Origin of the sequence: Enterobacter sp. YSU (assembly GCF_016082135.1) — a bacterium.
Lineage (GTDB): Bacteria > Pseudomonadota > Gammaproteobacteria > Enterobacterales > Enterobacteriaceae > Enterobacter > Enterobacter hormaechei_C.
Genome location: NZ_CP059487.1, coordinates 1513081 through 1528399, shown reverse-complemented (window position 1 = coordinate 1528399; position 15319 = coordinate 1513081). Strand labels below are relative to the sequence as shown.

The window sequence follows — 15319 nt, the reverse complement described above, 5'->3', positions numbered from 1 at the left end:
GGATGCATGGTGAAAAATAAATTAGTGTTGCCGGTGATGATGGCTTGCGCATCCGGCACGCTGCCCGCGCTTGCGCATGCAGCCTCAAGCTCCGTGGTTATCGCTAATTACCGTTTTCCCGACTCGCTTTATGCACTGCTGGAGCAGGGGATCAAAATTCCCGTCTATCTGGTGAATACGCGTCCACACTCAGCACAACAAGGGAACCACGAAGGCACGGCGAACGAATATGTTCGTATCGGTGACGTGACGCTCTTTGCAAAAGATCTGAAGCTGGGGCTGAGGGATGTTCAGGTCCAGGAGTCTGATAACGGCATTCGTCTGTCAAAAGAGATGCGGGCGTTACTGCAAAGCATTAACGATAAGCAGTTTGATGACCAGATGCGTATTCCGGTTAGCGCGGGTTCGGCGTTCGAACTGGATCAGAAAAAAATGCGCCTGTTGCTGAATCTTTCGCAGAGTGACTACGGGGTGAATATTCGCCCGCGTGAGGTGGACATTGATGCGCCGGAGTCTGACGACCTGAGCGGCACGTTCTCCTACAACCTCGGAGCGTATCACACCGAGAGCGGCTACGGTGACAGCTGGTCGTCGGGCTATCTGAACGCGAGAAACTGGATCTCAATGGGCGTCGATCATGTCCTGATCGACGGCTCTGGCTACGTCAACGAGAACAGCAGCGACACCCAGATGAACGCGGTTATGTGGGAGCGCGACTATCAGGGGATGCGCTACGCCGCGGGCATGCTGAACGGCTGGGCGATGCAGTCTCTGGCGAGCGTCAGCGGGATTTCCGGCGGTGAAGTCTACGGCGTTTCCGTGGGCAACCAGGCCAACTCCCGCAAGCGCGATAACACGCTCTCTCTGACGCCGGTGGTGGTCTATTTTCCCACGGCGGGCGAGGCCCGTATTCGTCGTGACGGGCAGCTTATCGGCATTCAGCGCTTTGACGTCGGCAACCATGAAATTGACACCAGCAGCCTGCCCTACGGGATCTACAGCGTCGAAGTTGAAGTGGTGAGCGGAAGCCGCACCGTGTCGCGCAGCATGTACACCGTAAATAAACCGTTCTCCAGCAACGTGTCGGAAACGCTGCGCTGGCAGATGTGGGGAGGGATGTATAGCCGCGATAAATCCGTCGTCAATTATAAAAAATACGCGAAACGCAAAAACGAGCAGGATAACACCTACTACTACGATTACGACACCAAACATAAAGACACCATGTCGCTGGTGGGAGCCTCGTTCAGCAAGCGCAGCGGGATGGTCGACTGGAACGCCTCTACCTACATGATGCGGGAACACATCGTCAGCGAGCTGTGGGCCTCCCTGAACCTGACGGGCTATTTCTCGGTGAATACCCAGACCATGGCCGCCTCCGACGGAACGTATCGCGCCAACTATGGGGCGAATCTCAGCCTGCCGTGGCAGATCGGCTCGGTGTGGTACTCCCATGAACAGCTCTCCAGCGGCAAGTTCCTGGATATCTATGAGAGCAAGGGCAACACCTGGGGCGCTTCCTTTAGCCTGCCGTCATTCGGCCTGCCCTCGGCAGGCAACCTGAGCCTGATGCGTCAGGAAGACGACCTCTATCGCTATAAACGCTATCAGCTGGACTACTCCCAGGGGTTATACGCTGGTCGCTACGGTACGGCGCGCCTGCGGGTGGGGATGTCGCGCAACAAATACGACGGGTATTACGAAGAGAAAGATCGTTACGTAATGCTCGATTTCGCCATACCGCTCGGCAATACCGTGTCGGTTGGCGTTTCCCACAATCGCGATACCGGCACGGCGTTGAACGTCAGCGCCAGCCGCCAGTTTGAGGGCGATTACCTGAAATCGGCTACCGCCAACGTCTCGAAAGCCTTTAACAGCCGCCAGGATCGCAGCGTAAGCGGCGGCGGCAGCGTGAACTTCGACACGCCGTGGAACAGCAACATCCTCAGCGTCCAGAGCGGCATGAGTAAAGGCTGGAACTCCACGCTGACCAGTGACGGCAGCGTGGGCTGGTCCAAAGAGGCCATCGCCGCCGGGAAAGGCACCGAAAGCGCAGGGGTGATTGTCAGTACCGGTCTCAAATCTGATGAAGCGCTGACCCTGAAGCTTAACGGCCGGGCAGAACGCATCAAAGGGGATAAGACCTGGCTGTCGCTGCCGGCATACCAGGCTTATGACCTGGAAGTGATGAACAGTGAAACCGGTACGGAAAGCTATGAGATTGGCGCGAATGCGCGTCGCCATATCACGGTTTATCCGGGTAATACCGTGGTGATGAAGCCGCAGGTGAAGAAAATCGTCACCCTGTTTGGTCGTCTTGTGGATGCAAACGGGGCCCCGGTTGGCGCCATGCAGATCAAAAACCACGTCGGGCTGACCCGGACGGAAAACGACGGACGCTTCGTGATCGACGTTGATAAGAACAACCCTGTCCTGAGTATCGCCACGCCGGACGACAGCGTCTGCGAAGTGCGCCTGGACATCGAGTCTAACCGCGGTGCGCTGTGGCTCGGGGACATCTCCTGCGACAAAGGCGATTTCGTCTGGCAGGAAGCAAAAGGAACGCAGGAACGTGACGATGAAAAAGATATTCGCTCTTAATTTACTGCTGATGAGCGCGGCGGCCCAGGCGCAGGAGCTGCCCTATTTAGCCATTAATAACCCGGACAATAACGGTACGGGAAACAGCGCGGGGCTGTTTAGTCTGAACAGCACGTCGACCGCGTTTTTACACGGTTCGCGCGAGTGGCCGACCCTGAGTGCGAAAACGAATAACGGTATCGCCACTTACATCCCGGACAACAGCTACAGCGGTCCGGCAGGCAGCGCGCTGACCATCGACTTTTCGGTGACCGGTTCCAGCGCCTCTCCGTTCTTCAAAGGGACGGCGTGTTCCTCGTCCTGCGGCAACACGGGGTACACCCCGACGACCAGCTATACCGACACGTCGATGGTGGTTAAGCCGCCGGTGATGGAGCCCGGCACGTCATACGGGCGCTGGGTACTGGGCGATCCGTTCTTTAACTATCTGCTCAACGCCGCGCCAGGGGATGAAGTGACCATCACCTCCACGCCGCAAATCAGCTCCATCAACAAAGTGACCACCACCAATACGCTTCACAAGGTGGGCACGCTGACCATGACCAACGCCAGGGCGCTTAACCTGGGGATTGACCCGATCAGCGGTGAGGTGACGATTGTCGATGGTTCAACGGGGGCCACCTGCACCAAATACACCCGCAACACGGTCTCTGGCGTCCTGTGCGACCTGCTCGAATACACGTTTGTTGGGGAGGACATCTCCGGTTACAACGGGGGGCTGGCGCTCACCTCTTCCCGCGTCAACAGCGTGCTGCAATCGCACATGAGCGGCGGCACCGGGCTTGCCGCCGAGCTGACCTTCGATGAAAACACCTGGTACAGTATCTCCGGCGGTATCCTGAGCGATACGCGTGTCCTGGCGAACACCTTCCTTGCAGCGCCGCAGAAAAACGGCGGCAAAGCGTCCCTTAAAATCTTTTTGCCGAAAGCGTTAATTCTGAGCGTGGCGCAGGCGGGGGACGGCAGCAACATTGGCAATATCGTCAGCCTGTGTCTGACGCCCGGCAACAGCTCGCTGGCGGCGGATTTCTGCTTCCAGCCGGGGGGCGGCCTGGTGATTAACCCTATCGAGCCCGGGCTGGAGATTGTGCCAGACAACCCGGATTACACCCTCGATCCTGACGGTCTGGGCGGCTCCGGGAAAGGTATTATCGGCGAAGCGCCCATTGAGATCCCCTACACCATCACCTACAGCGGGGCGCAAAAAGATGCGGCGATTGCGGTCACGGTAAAAGTAACCGGGCCTACCCAAAGCCTGAATGGGGTGGACTACTGCGCCTTTAGCGGCAACGGCTTCACGGTTCCCATTCCGGGCAACGTGCTGGTGGGGAAAAGCCAGACGCTGATGGCGCACAACTGTAAAGGCGAAGTACTGTCGATCCCGGCACCGGCCACCCATGCGGAAGAGTGGGACAAAATGAGTTCCGGCGTGACCGATATGTGGCTCTGGAAAACACCGCTGGTCCTCCAGTTCGTTATGGATAATCCGGTATCGAAAACCACCTATGACGGAAATAGCTGGTTTGGCGAAGTGACCGCGCAGGGAAGAATAGATGTTAGCGCATCCTGGAATTAATCAACCATGACTGGAAAATTCCTGGCTATTTTTGCAATAAATTGCTTCATTTCCACAGGGGCAAATGCTTTAATTATCGAAAGTCTGAATATTGATTTTCTTCCCGAAAGAGAAGTTGTTTTTCAGCCGATAAAAAACGATACCAGCGAGCGTCAGAATTATACCGTTTCGCTTATTCAGGTAGACGTTCCTAAAGAGAAGGGAAAAGAAACCGAAATAAAAGATGGCGAAGTCATGTATTCGCCTAAGCAATTAACGCTGGGGAGCGGTGAACGCGCGGGTTTTAAATTTTATTATACCGGCCCGCATGACAACAAAGAGCGATACTATCGCGTAAAATTCACCGAGACGCCGCTCCAGGCAAAGGTTATCACGCGCAAAGGCCAGCGCATCCAGTCGGATGTGGTGGTCTCGCTTGAGGCTATTTTGATTGTCCGTCCATGGACACGACATTTTGATTATGCGTTTAGCAACGGGGTGGTGAGTAATACCGGGAATACCTATTTTAAATATGTTTCCTCGGTCGGGTGCAGTACGCAATACAACAATTCAAAATATATTCCGCCGGGGCAACGGCTGGAAATAGATAATGCCGGGCAGGCTGCAAGGCGGATGATTATTTATGGCAATAAAATCATTCCGCTTACCACCTGCCCGTAGCAACCGCTTTCCTTCATAAAAGGAAATTAGCCTTTAGCATCATGCTAAAGATCCATCACTACAGGAGATAAAAATGAAAGCGATTTCATTCGTAGAAGCGAAAGACATTATCGGTGGCGCGTTAAACCCGTTCGCTGGTCTGGTTAAAGGTGCACAGCTGGGTTACGACACCGGCGCAAGCATCATGGGCATGGTTGGCGGTGTGGTTGGCGGAATTCTGGGTGGCGCAATGGGCTTCCTGGGTGCGCTGGTTGGTAGCTACAACTAATTCACGTTAACAGGAAAAGACTCATGCAAGTTATCGATTTCAAAAAAGCACAGGCCATCATCGGTGGTTGGGATCCGTTTGCTGCCGCTATTCAGGGCGCAAGCGCGGGCTATAACGCGGGCAGCCAGATGTTAGGCGCGCTGGGCGGCACCATCGGCGGCGTGTTCGGCCTGGTGGGCGGCTTCATCGGCGGTTTCTTCAGCGCCTAAGCGAGAAGCACGTTGTACGCATGGCCCGCATTGCCGGGCCATTTTTTTATTTCAGCCACGGATCATTATGTTTTCGCTCTTTCAGTATAAAAAACAGGGTAAGACCCCTGTTATTCGCCAGCATGAATTTACCGAATGTGGACTGGCCTGCCTGGCGATGGTGTTGGGGCACTACGACCACCATGTCTCCGTCAGCCAGCTGCGCCGGGAGATTTCCGTTTCCGCCGATGCGGGAACCTCAATGGCGGAATTGATGACCCTTGCCAGCGATAAAAATATGTCTGGCCGGGTGCTTAAAGGCGAAATCACTGAAATAGAAACGTCTGAGCTGCCGCTCATCGCCTTCTGGCGCGGCAACCATTTCGTGGTCATCGTGAAGATCGACAGCCGCAGCGTGACCGTTCACGACCCCGCCAGCGGCGTGCGTCGTTACCGTCTGAAAGAGGCGGAAAAACTCTTTTCTGGCTATGTTCTTGAGCTTAAGCCCACGCCGTGCTTCAAAAAGAAATCCCCGGATGAAAAGCTCACGCTTGGCCGGTTAGCCAATAAATCCCCGAGCCTGTTCCAGCGCCAGCTGCTGCTGTTTGTGCTCTGTATTTTTACCCTCATCACCATGCTGGCAAGCCCCACCTACGTGCAGCTGATTATGGATGAGGCTATTTCCCGCAGCGACAGCGATCTGGTGATCCTGCTCACCGCGATCTTCGCTATTGTCTTTATCTTTGAAGTCATCGGTAAATTCCTCAAGCAGTTGCTTGAGATCCTGATGCGTAACATTGCCTATGACGATTTAAGCCAGTCCGTGCGCCACTACATGCTGCGCACCCAGACCAGCTGGTTCCGCTCGCGCCCGCCGGGCATCGTGCTGGCTATTGAGAAATCGCTCCACGCCTGCGCGGAGTTCATCAGCAATGGTTACGTGCAAATTCTCTTTTCCAGCCTGATCGCCGTCACCAGCCTGCTGTTTATGCTGCTGTATAACGTCAAAATTGCGCTGCTGACGATGCTGCTGATGGGCGTGTTTTTCCTGATCCGCTTTTCGCTGATCGGCCCCTATCAACGCGCGGTGGATGACTCCATCGAGCGCACCGCCCAGTATGAATCCCTGCTGGTGGAGACGCAGAAAGGGATCATTACGCTCAAAGCGAACAATATGGAGCAGGCCCGGGATGCGGTGATGGATAAATCCCAGCGCGAACACATCGCCGGGCTGATGCGTAAAGAGCGGCTGCTGGCCCGCTTTGACGTGGCTTCGCTGTTGGTGATCAATGCCGAGCAGCTGCTGGTGGTCTGCTTTGGCGCGTGGCTGATCCTGGAAGGGCAGATGAGCATCGGGATGCTTTACGCCTATATCAGCTATAAGCGCTATTTTTCCGATGCCATGGTGCAGGTGGCGCAGAAGCTGCTGGACAAAAATGCCCTCAAGGGGCCGCTGGATCGCGTGGGCGACCTGCTGTTTGCCCCCTCTGAAACCAGCCAGTTTGGGAAGCGGATTGTCACCTCGCCGGTCTGTCTGCAATTTGAGGATGTCTCATTTGCCTATCCTGGCCGGGAGGCCACGCTACAGCATATCAATATGACCCTGAAGCAGGGCGAAGAAGCGGTGATTGTGGGCCAGAGCGGGTCGGGAAAAACCACGCTGCTGCGTCTGATCTCCGGCATGCTGCTGTCATCGTCTGGCACGCTGCGGATCAATAAGATCCCCATTGAGGAGTGCGATCTTTCCTCGCTGCGTCAGCACATCCGCATTGTCCATGCGGACGATATTCTCTTCACCGGCTCGATTCTGGACAACATCGCCTGCTTTGACAGCGCACCGGATAAAGAGCAGGTCATTGCCGCGTGTCGGCTGGCGGAGGTGGACCACGTCGTCGCCAGGCTGCCGCACGGCTACGAAACGGAGATGCTGCCGGGGAACACCTTTTTCTCTGCCGGGGAGATGCAGCGTCTGGTTCTGGCGCGCGCCCTGTACAGCCAGCCTAAGCTTCTGCTCTGTGACGAAGTGACGGCGAACCTGGATAAAACGACCGCGCAGAAAGTGCTGGCGAACCTGCGTAGCCTGGGGATTGGCCTGGTGTTTGTTACCCACTCGCCGGACGTGGTGGGCTGTCAGGGGCGTCTCTATACCATGGAAAATGGCACCCTGCGGGAGAATGAGCAATGATGTTTCTGCCGCGCCTCTATGCGCGCCTCTGCGCGCGCCAGGCCGGGCGCACGCTGCTGGCAAACCGGATCACGCAAAACTACAGCCAGTTTATGCGCTGCCCGGAGGCCGATGTCCCGGCTGATTTTCTGCATCAGAACGCCCATGAGCTGAGCGGGTTTAACTTCGTGGAGCAGATCTTCCCGCCCGCGCTTTGGGCGCGCAACGTCCGCTTCGATCTGCACGCGTACGTGGCGCAGTGGACGCAGGAGCAGGCGTTTTACAGTTCATCTCGCACCCTGCTTCTGGGAATGCGCTGGGCGGGCTTTGGTCTGATCGTGGATGCGCTGCTCGCCACCGCGCCAGCCGATGTGCGCTTTCAGTTTATTACCCGTCACACTGCGCTGCATAAGCTAATGGCCGCGCACGAAGGCCGACGCGCCAGCTCGTTTTTCGCCCCTCACCGCCTGGTGACGGTGCTGCTGATGGACGAACGCCTGCCGGATGCGCCGCTGTTCTCCACCCAGGCTGGGGATCAAAAGGCGTGGTTAACGGACGTCTCAACGCGGTTTTTATCGCGCTATGGCTACAGCGTCCGAACGCTGCTGCCGATCTGTTCGCTGCACACGGCGGAGTTTGGGCTGGAGAGTCAGGCGTATGCGCCAGAGGATTACCGTCAGGCCGCCGCCGACACGCTGAACGCGCTGCGCAAAACCCCCACGCTCTGGAGTGCATGGGACGATCTTTCAGTGATTTATCATGGATGACATATCGTGAAATTAAAAAACCGAAGCCGACAGCGGCGGGCGCTGATCCCGCATCATTTCTCAAAAAGCTATCACATCAACGCGCCACGGCTGAAAGCCGTGCTGACCTTGTTCATCACCTTTTTTCTCTGCCTGCTGGTCTTTGCGATTGTCTTTAACTTTTCGGAAACCACCCTGGCGCGCGGGGTGCTGATCCCGGCGCAGGGCGATGTGGAGGTGCGCGCCAGAGAGTCCGGTACGCTTGTGGATTTTGCCGTACGGCCGGGCCAGTACGTGAAGGAAAACGATCCGCTGTTCACCGTGTCACAGGACTATGGCGGCAAGCAGGGCTCGGTGGTGCAGTTTGACCGCCAGCAGATGGAAGCGGAGAAGAAGCGCAGCGAGCAGCGTATCCAGGCCATTGAGGACTCGATTGCGTCGTATCGCAAAAATCTGGCGCAGCAGCTGGCTCTCACTGACAAGCAGATCGCCGTTTCCCGCGATAAGGTGAAGAAGCTGCGCGCGTTGTTAAAAAACAGCACCGACACCTACGAGGCGTGGAAATCCGTCTCCGGGAAGGGCTATGTATCCAAAGTGGATCTCGATAAAAGCCACAACGATGTGCTCAATGCGCAGCTCAACCTGACGCTGGAGGAGAGCACTATTCTTGAGCTTGAGGCACGAAAAACCAGCCTGACCGACAGCACCCAGTCGCAAATTGACTCTCTGAGCGAAGAGCAGCTGTATGTGAAAAACCGCATCAGCGAAATTGACCGCAACCTGTCCAGCCGGGGAAGTTCCACCATGGCGATGCTGGCCCCTTCCGACGGTTACGTGGTGGCGATTAACTTCCCGCCTGGCCGGGCCATTACGCAAAATAGCGAGGTGGTGGTGGTGATCCGTAAAAATACCGCGGCGACGATGGAGGGGTACCTGTATGTTCCGGCAACGGGGGTGGGGCGCGTGGCGAAAGGCGATAAGGTCAAGCTGCGCTTCGACTCGTGGCCCGTGGACAAATACGGTTCCGTGGAGGCGACGTTGTCCGATTTCTATGAGGTAAACATTGATGCCCATTCGGCGCTGATCCCGCTCCAGGAAGGGCAGAACTACTACCTGGCTAAAGTGCGCGTCCCCTCCTGGTTTACCGACCCGGACAAGAAAAAGCGCATGCTGATGGGCGGAATGACGGTGAACGCCGATATCGTTATCGATCGTAAGCCGCTCATCAATCTGCTGATTGCGCCGCTGGAAAGGGTGCGCAAGCGGTTTATCGATTGACCCGATTTCATTTTAAAGCATTTATGCAGGCACTTTTCTGAATTTAATCAAAGTGGTATTGCCTTGTTATCCTTAATAAAGATAAGGGTTTAACCTTTATCTCTTTAATTAATGGATTATGCTATGGACACAGTAGAGGAATCTGGCGGGACGTATTTCTATCACGGGAATGCGAACGTAACCCCACAGGAGCTATTTTTGCTGATATTCGCTGAGGGTCTGGCGAACCATCTGGGCGTAACTGTGGAGACTGCTGCAACAATCCTGGCGGGGCAGCCTATATTACCCAAGCGTAAGGTATTGGGTGCGTCCGGTTCGCGTACAAGTATCGCGTCTAAGGTAGCGCGTCGCATTTTAAAGGGGGGCCACTTTCCTGAAGGCATGAGAGTGGAGACGATCATCGGTATGGGTAAAACCAGACAGACAAATAAGGTTGGGGCCGTCGTGGGAAGAGCAGTTCCCTTTGTTGGCTATGCCCAGGCGGTAATTATCTTTGCCCTAGTTGCCAGAGAAACCAGAAACAAGTACAACCTCATTGCCCGACCGAAAGATCGGATTGCCTGGACTTATTTCTAATGTTGTTGCCGGATGAGCAAGAGTTTTTAGATTACATCACTGAAAATTACAGTGAACGTAAGCGTCCTGCCCTTAAGGAATGGACCTTCCAGGAGCATTTTAACCTCGTCCCTGAAGATCTGGAGGAGATGCTGCTCGACCTATTCAACCGGTATGAAATTGAGCACAGCAACTTTGTCATGGATAACTACTTTGAGCCCGAGCTTTTTTGGTACCAGTTTGGGCTTAGAAAGAAGTTTCGAGATCGTCAGTACAAGCCGCTAACGCTCGAAATGATTATTGAGTCTGCCAAAGCGGGGCGCTGGTTGTATGATTAAGGGGCTAAGCGCCCCTTGTGCGTTCTATGCTGACTGGCGTTCGTTCCATGCATCGCTGAAGATAATGTTCCCGTCGTTATGCTTCCAGGTAATCTTCTCGTAACGCAGTTCGACCGTTTCCATATGGTTTTCGTTAGGGTTATCCCCTGGTGCCATTGCTGGTGAAATCGAAACTATTCGCACGCCTTCAAGCAGCATGTTGAAGTATTCCTCTTCCTGTCCAGAGTAGTTGATCCGATACCATTTTATTTCTGCTGACACCAGGCTTTGACCTGTCGCAACTGCTTTATAAAGATATGGGCTAGAGCAGTCGAATTCTTTAATGATCAGCATAGGGGAATGCATACGTGTACCGGTTATTTTGCCGGTTGCGTTATCTGTTGGGATCATGAGGTTGTGGTGGAACCCTTTTACCTCAATGCTGCACTCTCTGTGCTGAACATCAACTCCGCCTTTGATTAATGCTCCGCCGTCGTCCTTAAGCCATAAGTATGCTGGTATAGACATTTCTCTATTTCCTTATTTTGTTGAATAACGTCATTATTGTGCTTTAAAACCCCATACCTATCCTTTCCATCAAGTATGTCAATACGCTCCAGCGTATGTCCGCTATACGCATGGAAAGGTGAAACCAGATCATGTTTACACCCAATCGATGTCCTTTTAAGACATTGACCAGGCAAATTTTAACCAAAATAAGGAGTTAACTTATAACGCTTCCAGAAAAGATAAAAAGCGGTTCTCTCAGCACTACCGGTGAGGATGGCAATTACCCCAGCCTCTCCATCCTCGTCTCCCCCTCCGCCATCGACAGCTGATACAGCGAAAACGATCGGTGCTTCTCAATCAAATGCGCCAGCTCCGGCGAATGGCTGGTGAGCCAGATCTGCGAATAGCGGCTGGCCTCGGCAATGAGGCTTGCCAGGGCGGGCAGCATCTGCGGATGCAGGCTGTTTTCCGGTTCGTTGAGGGCGATGAATGCGGGAGGGCGCGGGCTTAACAGCGCCACCGCCAGGCACAAAAAACGCAGCGTGCCGTCGGAGAACTCTGCCGGTTCCAGCGGTCTGCTCAGCCCCTCGCGCTGCATCATCATGCGGAAGCGCCCGCCGGTGTTGTCGCTGTAAAACACGCAGCCGGGGAAGGCCTGGTCGAGAATGCGCATCAGCAGCAGCTCGTCGCCAATTTCGACAATGGTCTGAAACGCGGCGGCCAGGTTCGCGCCGTCGCTGGCCAGCACCGGGGAACGAAAGCCCACCTGCGGGGCACGGATCGCCGAGCCGGATGAGACGGAAAACTCGTGATAGAATCGCCAGTTACGCAGGGACTCGCGCATCTGCGACACTTCGGGGTAGAGGTGCGGTTCACCGAGCTGACCGAACACCGACTCGTTCTCATACAGCGTGCCGCTGTGGGTCACTTTTTCGTGATGCACGTTGTTCAGGAATACCGCCTGATTCTTACGCTTCATCAGCTGTGACGACGGGCGACGGTGCTGTCCGCCGAGCCAGATAGATTCCTCCTTGATCACCGGATCGAGCTGAAACTGTGAGGGGTAGGGCAGCTTTTCCACGAACCCGACCTGAAGCTCATATTCATAGGTTTCCGTTTCCACCGCCAGGTTCATGCGTCGCAGCTGGTCGCTGCGGGTTTTTCCCGCCCAGAACACTTTCAAAATTCCCCCCTCGTTCGCCAGCGCCTGGGAGAATTGCCCCTGCGCCGCGCTGTGCATCAGGTAAATCGCTTTATAAATATTAGATTTTCCGGTGCCGTTGGGGCCGAACACGATATTGAGCTGTTCCAGCTCAAGCGACATATCGCGAATTGAGCGGTAGTTCTGAATATGCAAATTTTTGATCATCGGGGTACTCCGCTGTGCACGCTTAACCTGTACAGAATTACAGTATTTTACGCTGAGCGCAAAAAAAAGACGACAGTGAGGGTGTCGTCTAAACGGGGTACTGCTTTGGGCCTCTGTGGGTCAACAGGGCCTTCGCTTCTTTCTTATCAGGTAACGGCCAGACGCAGACCCAAATCATCAGGATAGGGATCAAAGTAGTTTTGCGTCATCAGATACCGGTCAGGGTATTCAGCCAGATAATGCTTCAGCAGCGTCAGCGGCGCGAGGATCGGCAGCAGCCCGTCCCGGTAATGCAGGATCACATCCCGCAGTTCTCCACGCTGGCGGCTGTTCAGCTGGTTACGGAAATAGCCCTGAATGTGCATCAGCACGTTAGTGTGATTCTTCCGCGAAGCGGGTTTTTTCAGAATGGTCATCAGCTTGTCGCGATAGGCCACGAAAAACGCGTCCAGATCGTCCCACTCGTGCAGTGATGCCACGAACGGGCCAATTTCACGGTAGCCTGCCTGATGGTGCGCCAGAAGCTGAAGCTTATAGCGGCTGTGAAAGTCCAGCAGGGCACGGCGCGTCAGGCCATTTTTACGCATTACGTTCAGTTCGTGGAGAGCGAAAACGCGCTCAACAAAGTTTTCCCGTAGTACCGGATCGTGCAGGCGACCGTCTTCTTCGACGGGCAGCCAGGGGAAAGTTTCAAGGAGGGCGGCGGTGAACAGCCCGACACCCTCCTTGCGGCCCCGGTTGCCGTTTTCGTCGTACAGCCGCACGCGCTCCATGCCGCAGCTGGGGGATTTTGCACAGACGATAAAACCCGCCAGATCGCCGATTTTCGGCAGATAATCTGCCGTAAATGCGGCCATCTTCTGCGTGACGTCATCGTGCGGCGCTTTGCTGAACCGCATTTCTGTCTCGCCGCCGGTGGTCATCACCAGACGCAGCGCCGGACGAGGCGTGGGCAGGCCGATAGCCATTTCAGGGCATACCGGACGGAAAGCGACCCACTGCGCCAGCTCATCCATCACAAAGCCCATACGCTTATGCCCGCCGTCAAAGCGAACGGCGGAACCGGTCAAACATCCGCTAATACCCAGCACAGGTTTTGTTGTCATGGTGTGCACCTCCCGATCTCATACCTAAAAGTTACACAACAATGCGTATTTGTCCAAGTATTGGCGGGATTATTTTTAAACCGTCTTTAAAATCAAGAGCAATCAGCTGCCCTTATAGGTTGAGTAACCGTACTGGCTGAGCAGAAGCGGGATGTGCAGTTTTTCATTGGTGCGGGTGACGGTGAACAGCACCGGCACTTCCGGGAAGAAGGAGTCCAGCTTTTTACCGTGGAAGTAATCGGCGGTTTTGAAGGTCACTTTATACACGCCAGGCGCCATATCCTGATCCTGCGGATAGAGCGATTTGATGCGCCCGTCGTGGTCGGTTTTACCGCTGGCAATCGGGGTCCACTTGTCCTGCTCCTGCTTCTCCAGCGTGACGGCCACATCCGCTGGCGGCATACCGGTTTGCTGGTCCAGAACGTGAACGCTCAGGGTGCCTGCCGGGGCGCTGAACGCGGCAGGCGCGAAAGCCATTGTAGCCAGCATCATCAGAGGAAGTGTCTTTTTCATCGTGTTTTCCTGTTGAGTTGTCGGTGACAGGAAAACGTTAGCACTCGCTGTGCGAAAAAATATTCAACTTTTCGTGAAGATTGCCTCAGCAGAAAATAATCAGAGGATAATCACCTCAAGGGAAACCTGCTGCTGCCACTGCGCAACCTGCTTTTTCCGCACGGCGGTAAGTTTACCGCTGGTGACCAGCAGCCATTTGCGGTCCGGGAAAATTTCCGGGGCCAGCGCGGCAGGGGGAACCGGCAGTATGTCGATGCGGTGGCCCTGGCCGGTGCGCGTCAGAGCTTCAAGCCAGATCTCACAGGGGTCGTTCAGATGCCAGCCGCTGATGAGGATGTTATCGCCCGGCGCTTTTTTATCGCCCTCAAGGCAAAACGAGGTATAGGCGATGAGGATGCCGTCGAGGATCTCACGCAGCGTCATGGCGGCGGCGACGTTGGCCGATATCTGGCTGCGCAACGGACGCAGCACGTTAGTGACCAGCTCTGGCCTTGGGTATTCGCGTCCGGCGTCGTAAATCATCTGACGCAGGGACTCAATTTTCCCCTCCTGCAACTTTTGCAGCATGGCCTGTTGCAGGGTTTGCCAGTTATTGGCGCGGCGCGGCGCAGGGCGTTCCAGCAGTGATTTTACCTGACCGATGGGTACGCCTTTTTTTATCCAGTCGAGGATTTTCAGCGCCTGCTGAACGTCCTCATCGCTGTACAGGCGGTGACCGCCGTCCGTACGCTCGGGTTTGAGCAAGCCATAGCGTCGCTGCCACGCCCGCAGCGTGGTGGCGGTGATGCCGCTGAGTCTGGCGAATTCGCCGATGGAGTAAGCCATGTCTGCATCCGAAGAGAAGGAGTTGTCTCAATATACTACGAATATTCCCCGACGGGATGAAGCGCCGCACGGGTGCGCTACACTTAACGTCCAACCGCGTAAATGAAAGGAGTTCTCATGAGGCTATGGCCTGTCGTTACCGGTGTCGCCATTGCGCTGACGCTGGTTGCCTGTAAATCTCCCACGCCGCCGAAAGGCGTGCAGCCCATTACCGGCTTTGATGCCAGCCGCTATCTCGGCAAATGGTATGAAGTCGCCCGACTGGAAAATCGCTTCGAGCGCGGTCTGGAACAGGTCACCGCGACGTACGGCAAGCGTAGCGATGGCGGTATCAGCGTACTGAACCGCGGCTACGATCCGGTGAAGAAAAAATGGAATGAGAGCGAAGGAAAGGCGTACTTTACCGGCGAACCGACCACGGCTGCGCTGAAGGTATCGTTCTTCGGCCCGTTCTACGGCGGCTATAACGTGATCAAGCTGGATGATAAGTACCAGTACGCGCTGGTCAGCGGCCCGAACCGCGACTATCTGTGGATTTTATCGCGCACCCCGACCATTCCGGATGCGGTAAAACAGGACTACCTGAACACCGCACGCGAGCTGGGCTTCCGGGTCGATCAGCTGGTGTGGGTGAAGCACTAAC

Annotated in this window: 16 protein-coding genes; 11 read left to right on the top strand and 5 right to left on the bottom strand. The window is 55.3% G+C overall.

From position 1 onward, the window contains the following. The first annotated feature begins 6 nt into the window (after positions 1 to 6). From H2Z33_RS07420 to H2Z33_RS07375, 10 genes are all read left to right on the top strand, one after another. A complete protein-coding gene (locus H2Z33_RS07420) occupies positions 7 to 2601 on the top strand; it encodes a CS1-pili formation C-terminal domain-containing protein (RefSeq protein WP_063135327.1) in 2595 nt (864 codons plus the stop codon). Continuing rightward, positions 2579 to 4177 carry a hypothetical protein gene (locus H2Z33_RS07415; RefSeq protein ID WP_015570083.1) on the top strand — a complete coding sequence of 533 codons (1599 nt, stop codon included), beginning with the start codon at positions 2579 to 2581 and terminating at the stop codon, positions 4175 to 4177. Before H2Z33_RS07420 ends, H2Z33_RS07415 begins: the two co-directional genes overlap by 23 nt. Positions 4178 to 4183: 6 nt before the next feature. Further along, on the top strand, positions 4184 to 4837 hold the full coding sequence (locus H2Z33_RS07410; protein WP_006812468.1) for a hypothetical protein: 654 nt from the start codon (positions 4184 to 4186) through the stop codon (positions 4835 to 4837). A gap of 73 nt (positions 4838 to 4910) precedes the next feature. Further along, positions 4911 to 5105 (top strand): hypothetical protein, encoded by a 195-nt coding sequence (locus H2Z33_RS07405; protein ID WP_013094846.1) that lies wholly within the window; start codon positions 4911 to 4913, stop codon positions 5103 to 5105. A 23-nt stretch (positions 5106 to 5128) separates the two neighbouring features. Continuing rightward, entirely contained in the window at positions 5129 to 5314 is a 186-nt protein-coding gene (locus H2Z33_RS07400; protein WP_001196016.1) for a hypothetical protein, read from the top strand. Between the two features lie 67 nt (positions 5315 to 5381). After that, positions 5382 to 7478, top strand: coding sequence for a peptidase domain-containing ABC transporter (locus H2Z33_RS07395; protein ID WP_033487010.1), 2097 nt, complete (start codon positions 5382 to 5384; stop codon positions 7476 to 7478). Then, complete coding sequence (locus tag H2Z33_RS07390) at positions 7475 to 8224, top strand: hypothetical protein (protein ID WP_063135326.1); 750 nt, start codon at positions 7475 to 7477, stop codon at positions 8222 to 8224. Before H2Z33_RS07395 ends, H2Z33_RS07390 begins: the two co-directional genes overlap by 4 nt. Positions 8225 to 8230: 6 nt before the next feature. After that, the gene (locus H2Z33_RS07385) at positions 8231 to 9481 is read left to right on the top strand and encodes an HlyD family secretion protein (protein ID WP_017693988.1); all 1251 of its coding nucleotides are present in this window, start codon (positions 8231 to 8233) and stop codon (positions 9479 to 9481) included. A gap of 123 nt (positions 9482 to 9604) precedes the next feature. Beyond that, positions 9605 to 10057 carry an STM2901 family protein gene (locus H2Z33_RS07380; RefSeq protein ID WP_045339827.1) on the top strand — a complete coding sequence of 151 codons (453 nt, stop codon included), beginning with the start codon at positions 9605 to 9607 and terminating at the stop codon, positions 10055 to 10057. Then, the gene (locus H2Z33_RS07375) at positions 10057 to 10374 is read left to right on the top strand and encodes a DUF1493 family protein (RefSeq protein WP_015570079.1); all 318 of its coding nucleotides are present in this window, start codon (positions 10057 to 10059) and stop codon (positions 10372 to 10374) included. Before H2Z33_RS07380 ends, H2Z33_RS07375 begins: the two co-directional genes overlap by 1 nt. Positions 10375 to 10398: 24 nt before the next feature. Here the strand turns inward: H2Z33_RS07375 and H2Z33_RS07370 are convergent, their stop codons facing one another. From H2Z33_RS07370 to H2Z33_RS07350, 5 genes are all read right to left on the bottom strand, one after another. Then, positions 10399 to 10881 carry an Hcp family type VI secretion system effector gene (locus tag H2Z33_RS07370; protein ID WP_023298995.1) on the bottom strand — a complete coding sequence of 161 codons (483 nt, stop codon included), beginning with the start codon at positions 10879 to 10881 and terminating at the stop codon, positions 10399 to 10401. Positions 10882 to 11143: 262 nt separating this feature from the next. Further along, the gene (locus H2Z33_RS07365; protein ID WP_023295682.1) at positions 11144 to 12232 is read right to left on the bottom strand and encodes an AAA family ATPase; all 1089 of its coding nucleotides are present in this window, start codon (positions 12230 to 12232) and stop codon (positions 11144 to 11146) included. Between the two features lie 146 nt (positions 12233 to 12378). Further along, the gene (locus tag H2Z33_RS07360) at positions 12379 to 13338 is read right to left on the bottom strand and encodes a YbgA family protein (protein WP_032646730.1); all 960 of its coding nucleotides are present in this window, start codon (positions 13336 to 13338) and stop codon (positions 12379 to 12381) included. A gap of 102 nt (positions 13339 to 13440) precedes the next feature. Further along, positions 13441 to 13851, bottom strand: coding sequence for a hydroxyisourate hydrolase (gene uraH, locus H2Z33_RS07355; RefSeq protein ID WP_017383647.1), 411 nt, complete (start codon positions 13849 to 13851; stop codon positions 13441 to 13443). A gap of 99 nt (positions 13852 to 13950) precedes the next feature. Then, on the bottom strand, positions 13951 to 14676 hold the full coding sequence (locus H2Z33_RS07350) for a MerR family transcriptional regulator (protein WP_063135325.1): 726 nt from the start codon (positions 14674 to 14676) through the stop codon (positions 13951 to 13953). A gap of 117 nt (positions 14677 to 14793) precedes the next feature. Between H2Z33_RS07350 and H2Z33_RS07345 the strand changes: the two genes are divergently transcribed. After that, complete coding sequence (locus H2Z33_RS07345; protein ID WP_015570073.1) at positions 14794 to 15318, top strand: lipocalin family protein; 525 nt, start codon at positions 14794 to 14796, stop codon at positions 15316 to 15318. The last annotated feature ends 1 nt before the right edge of the window (position 15319 follow it).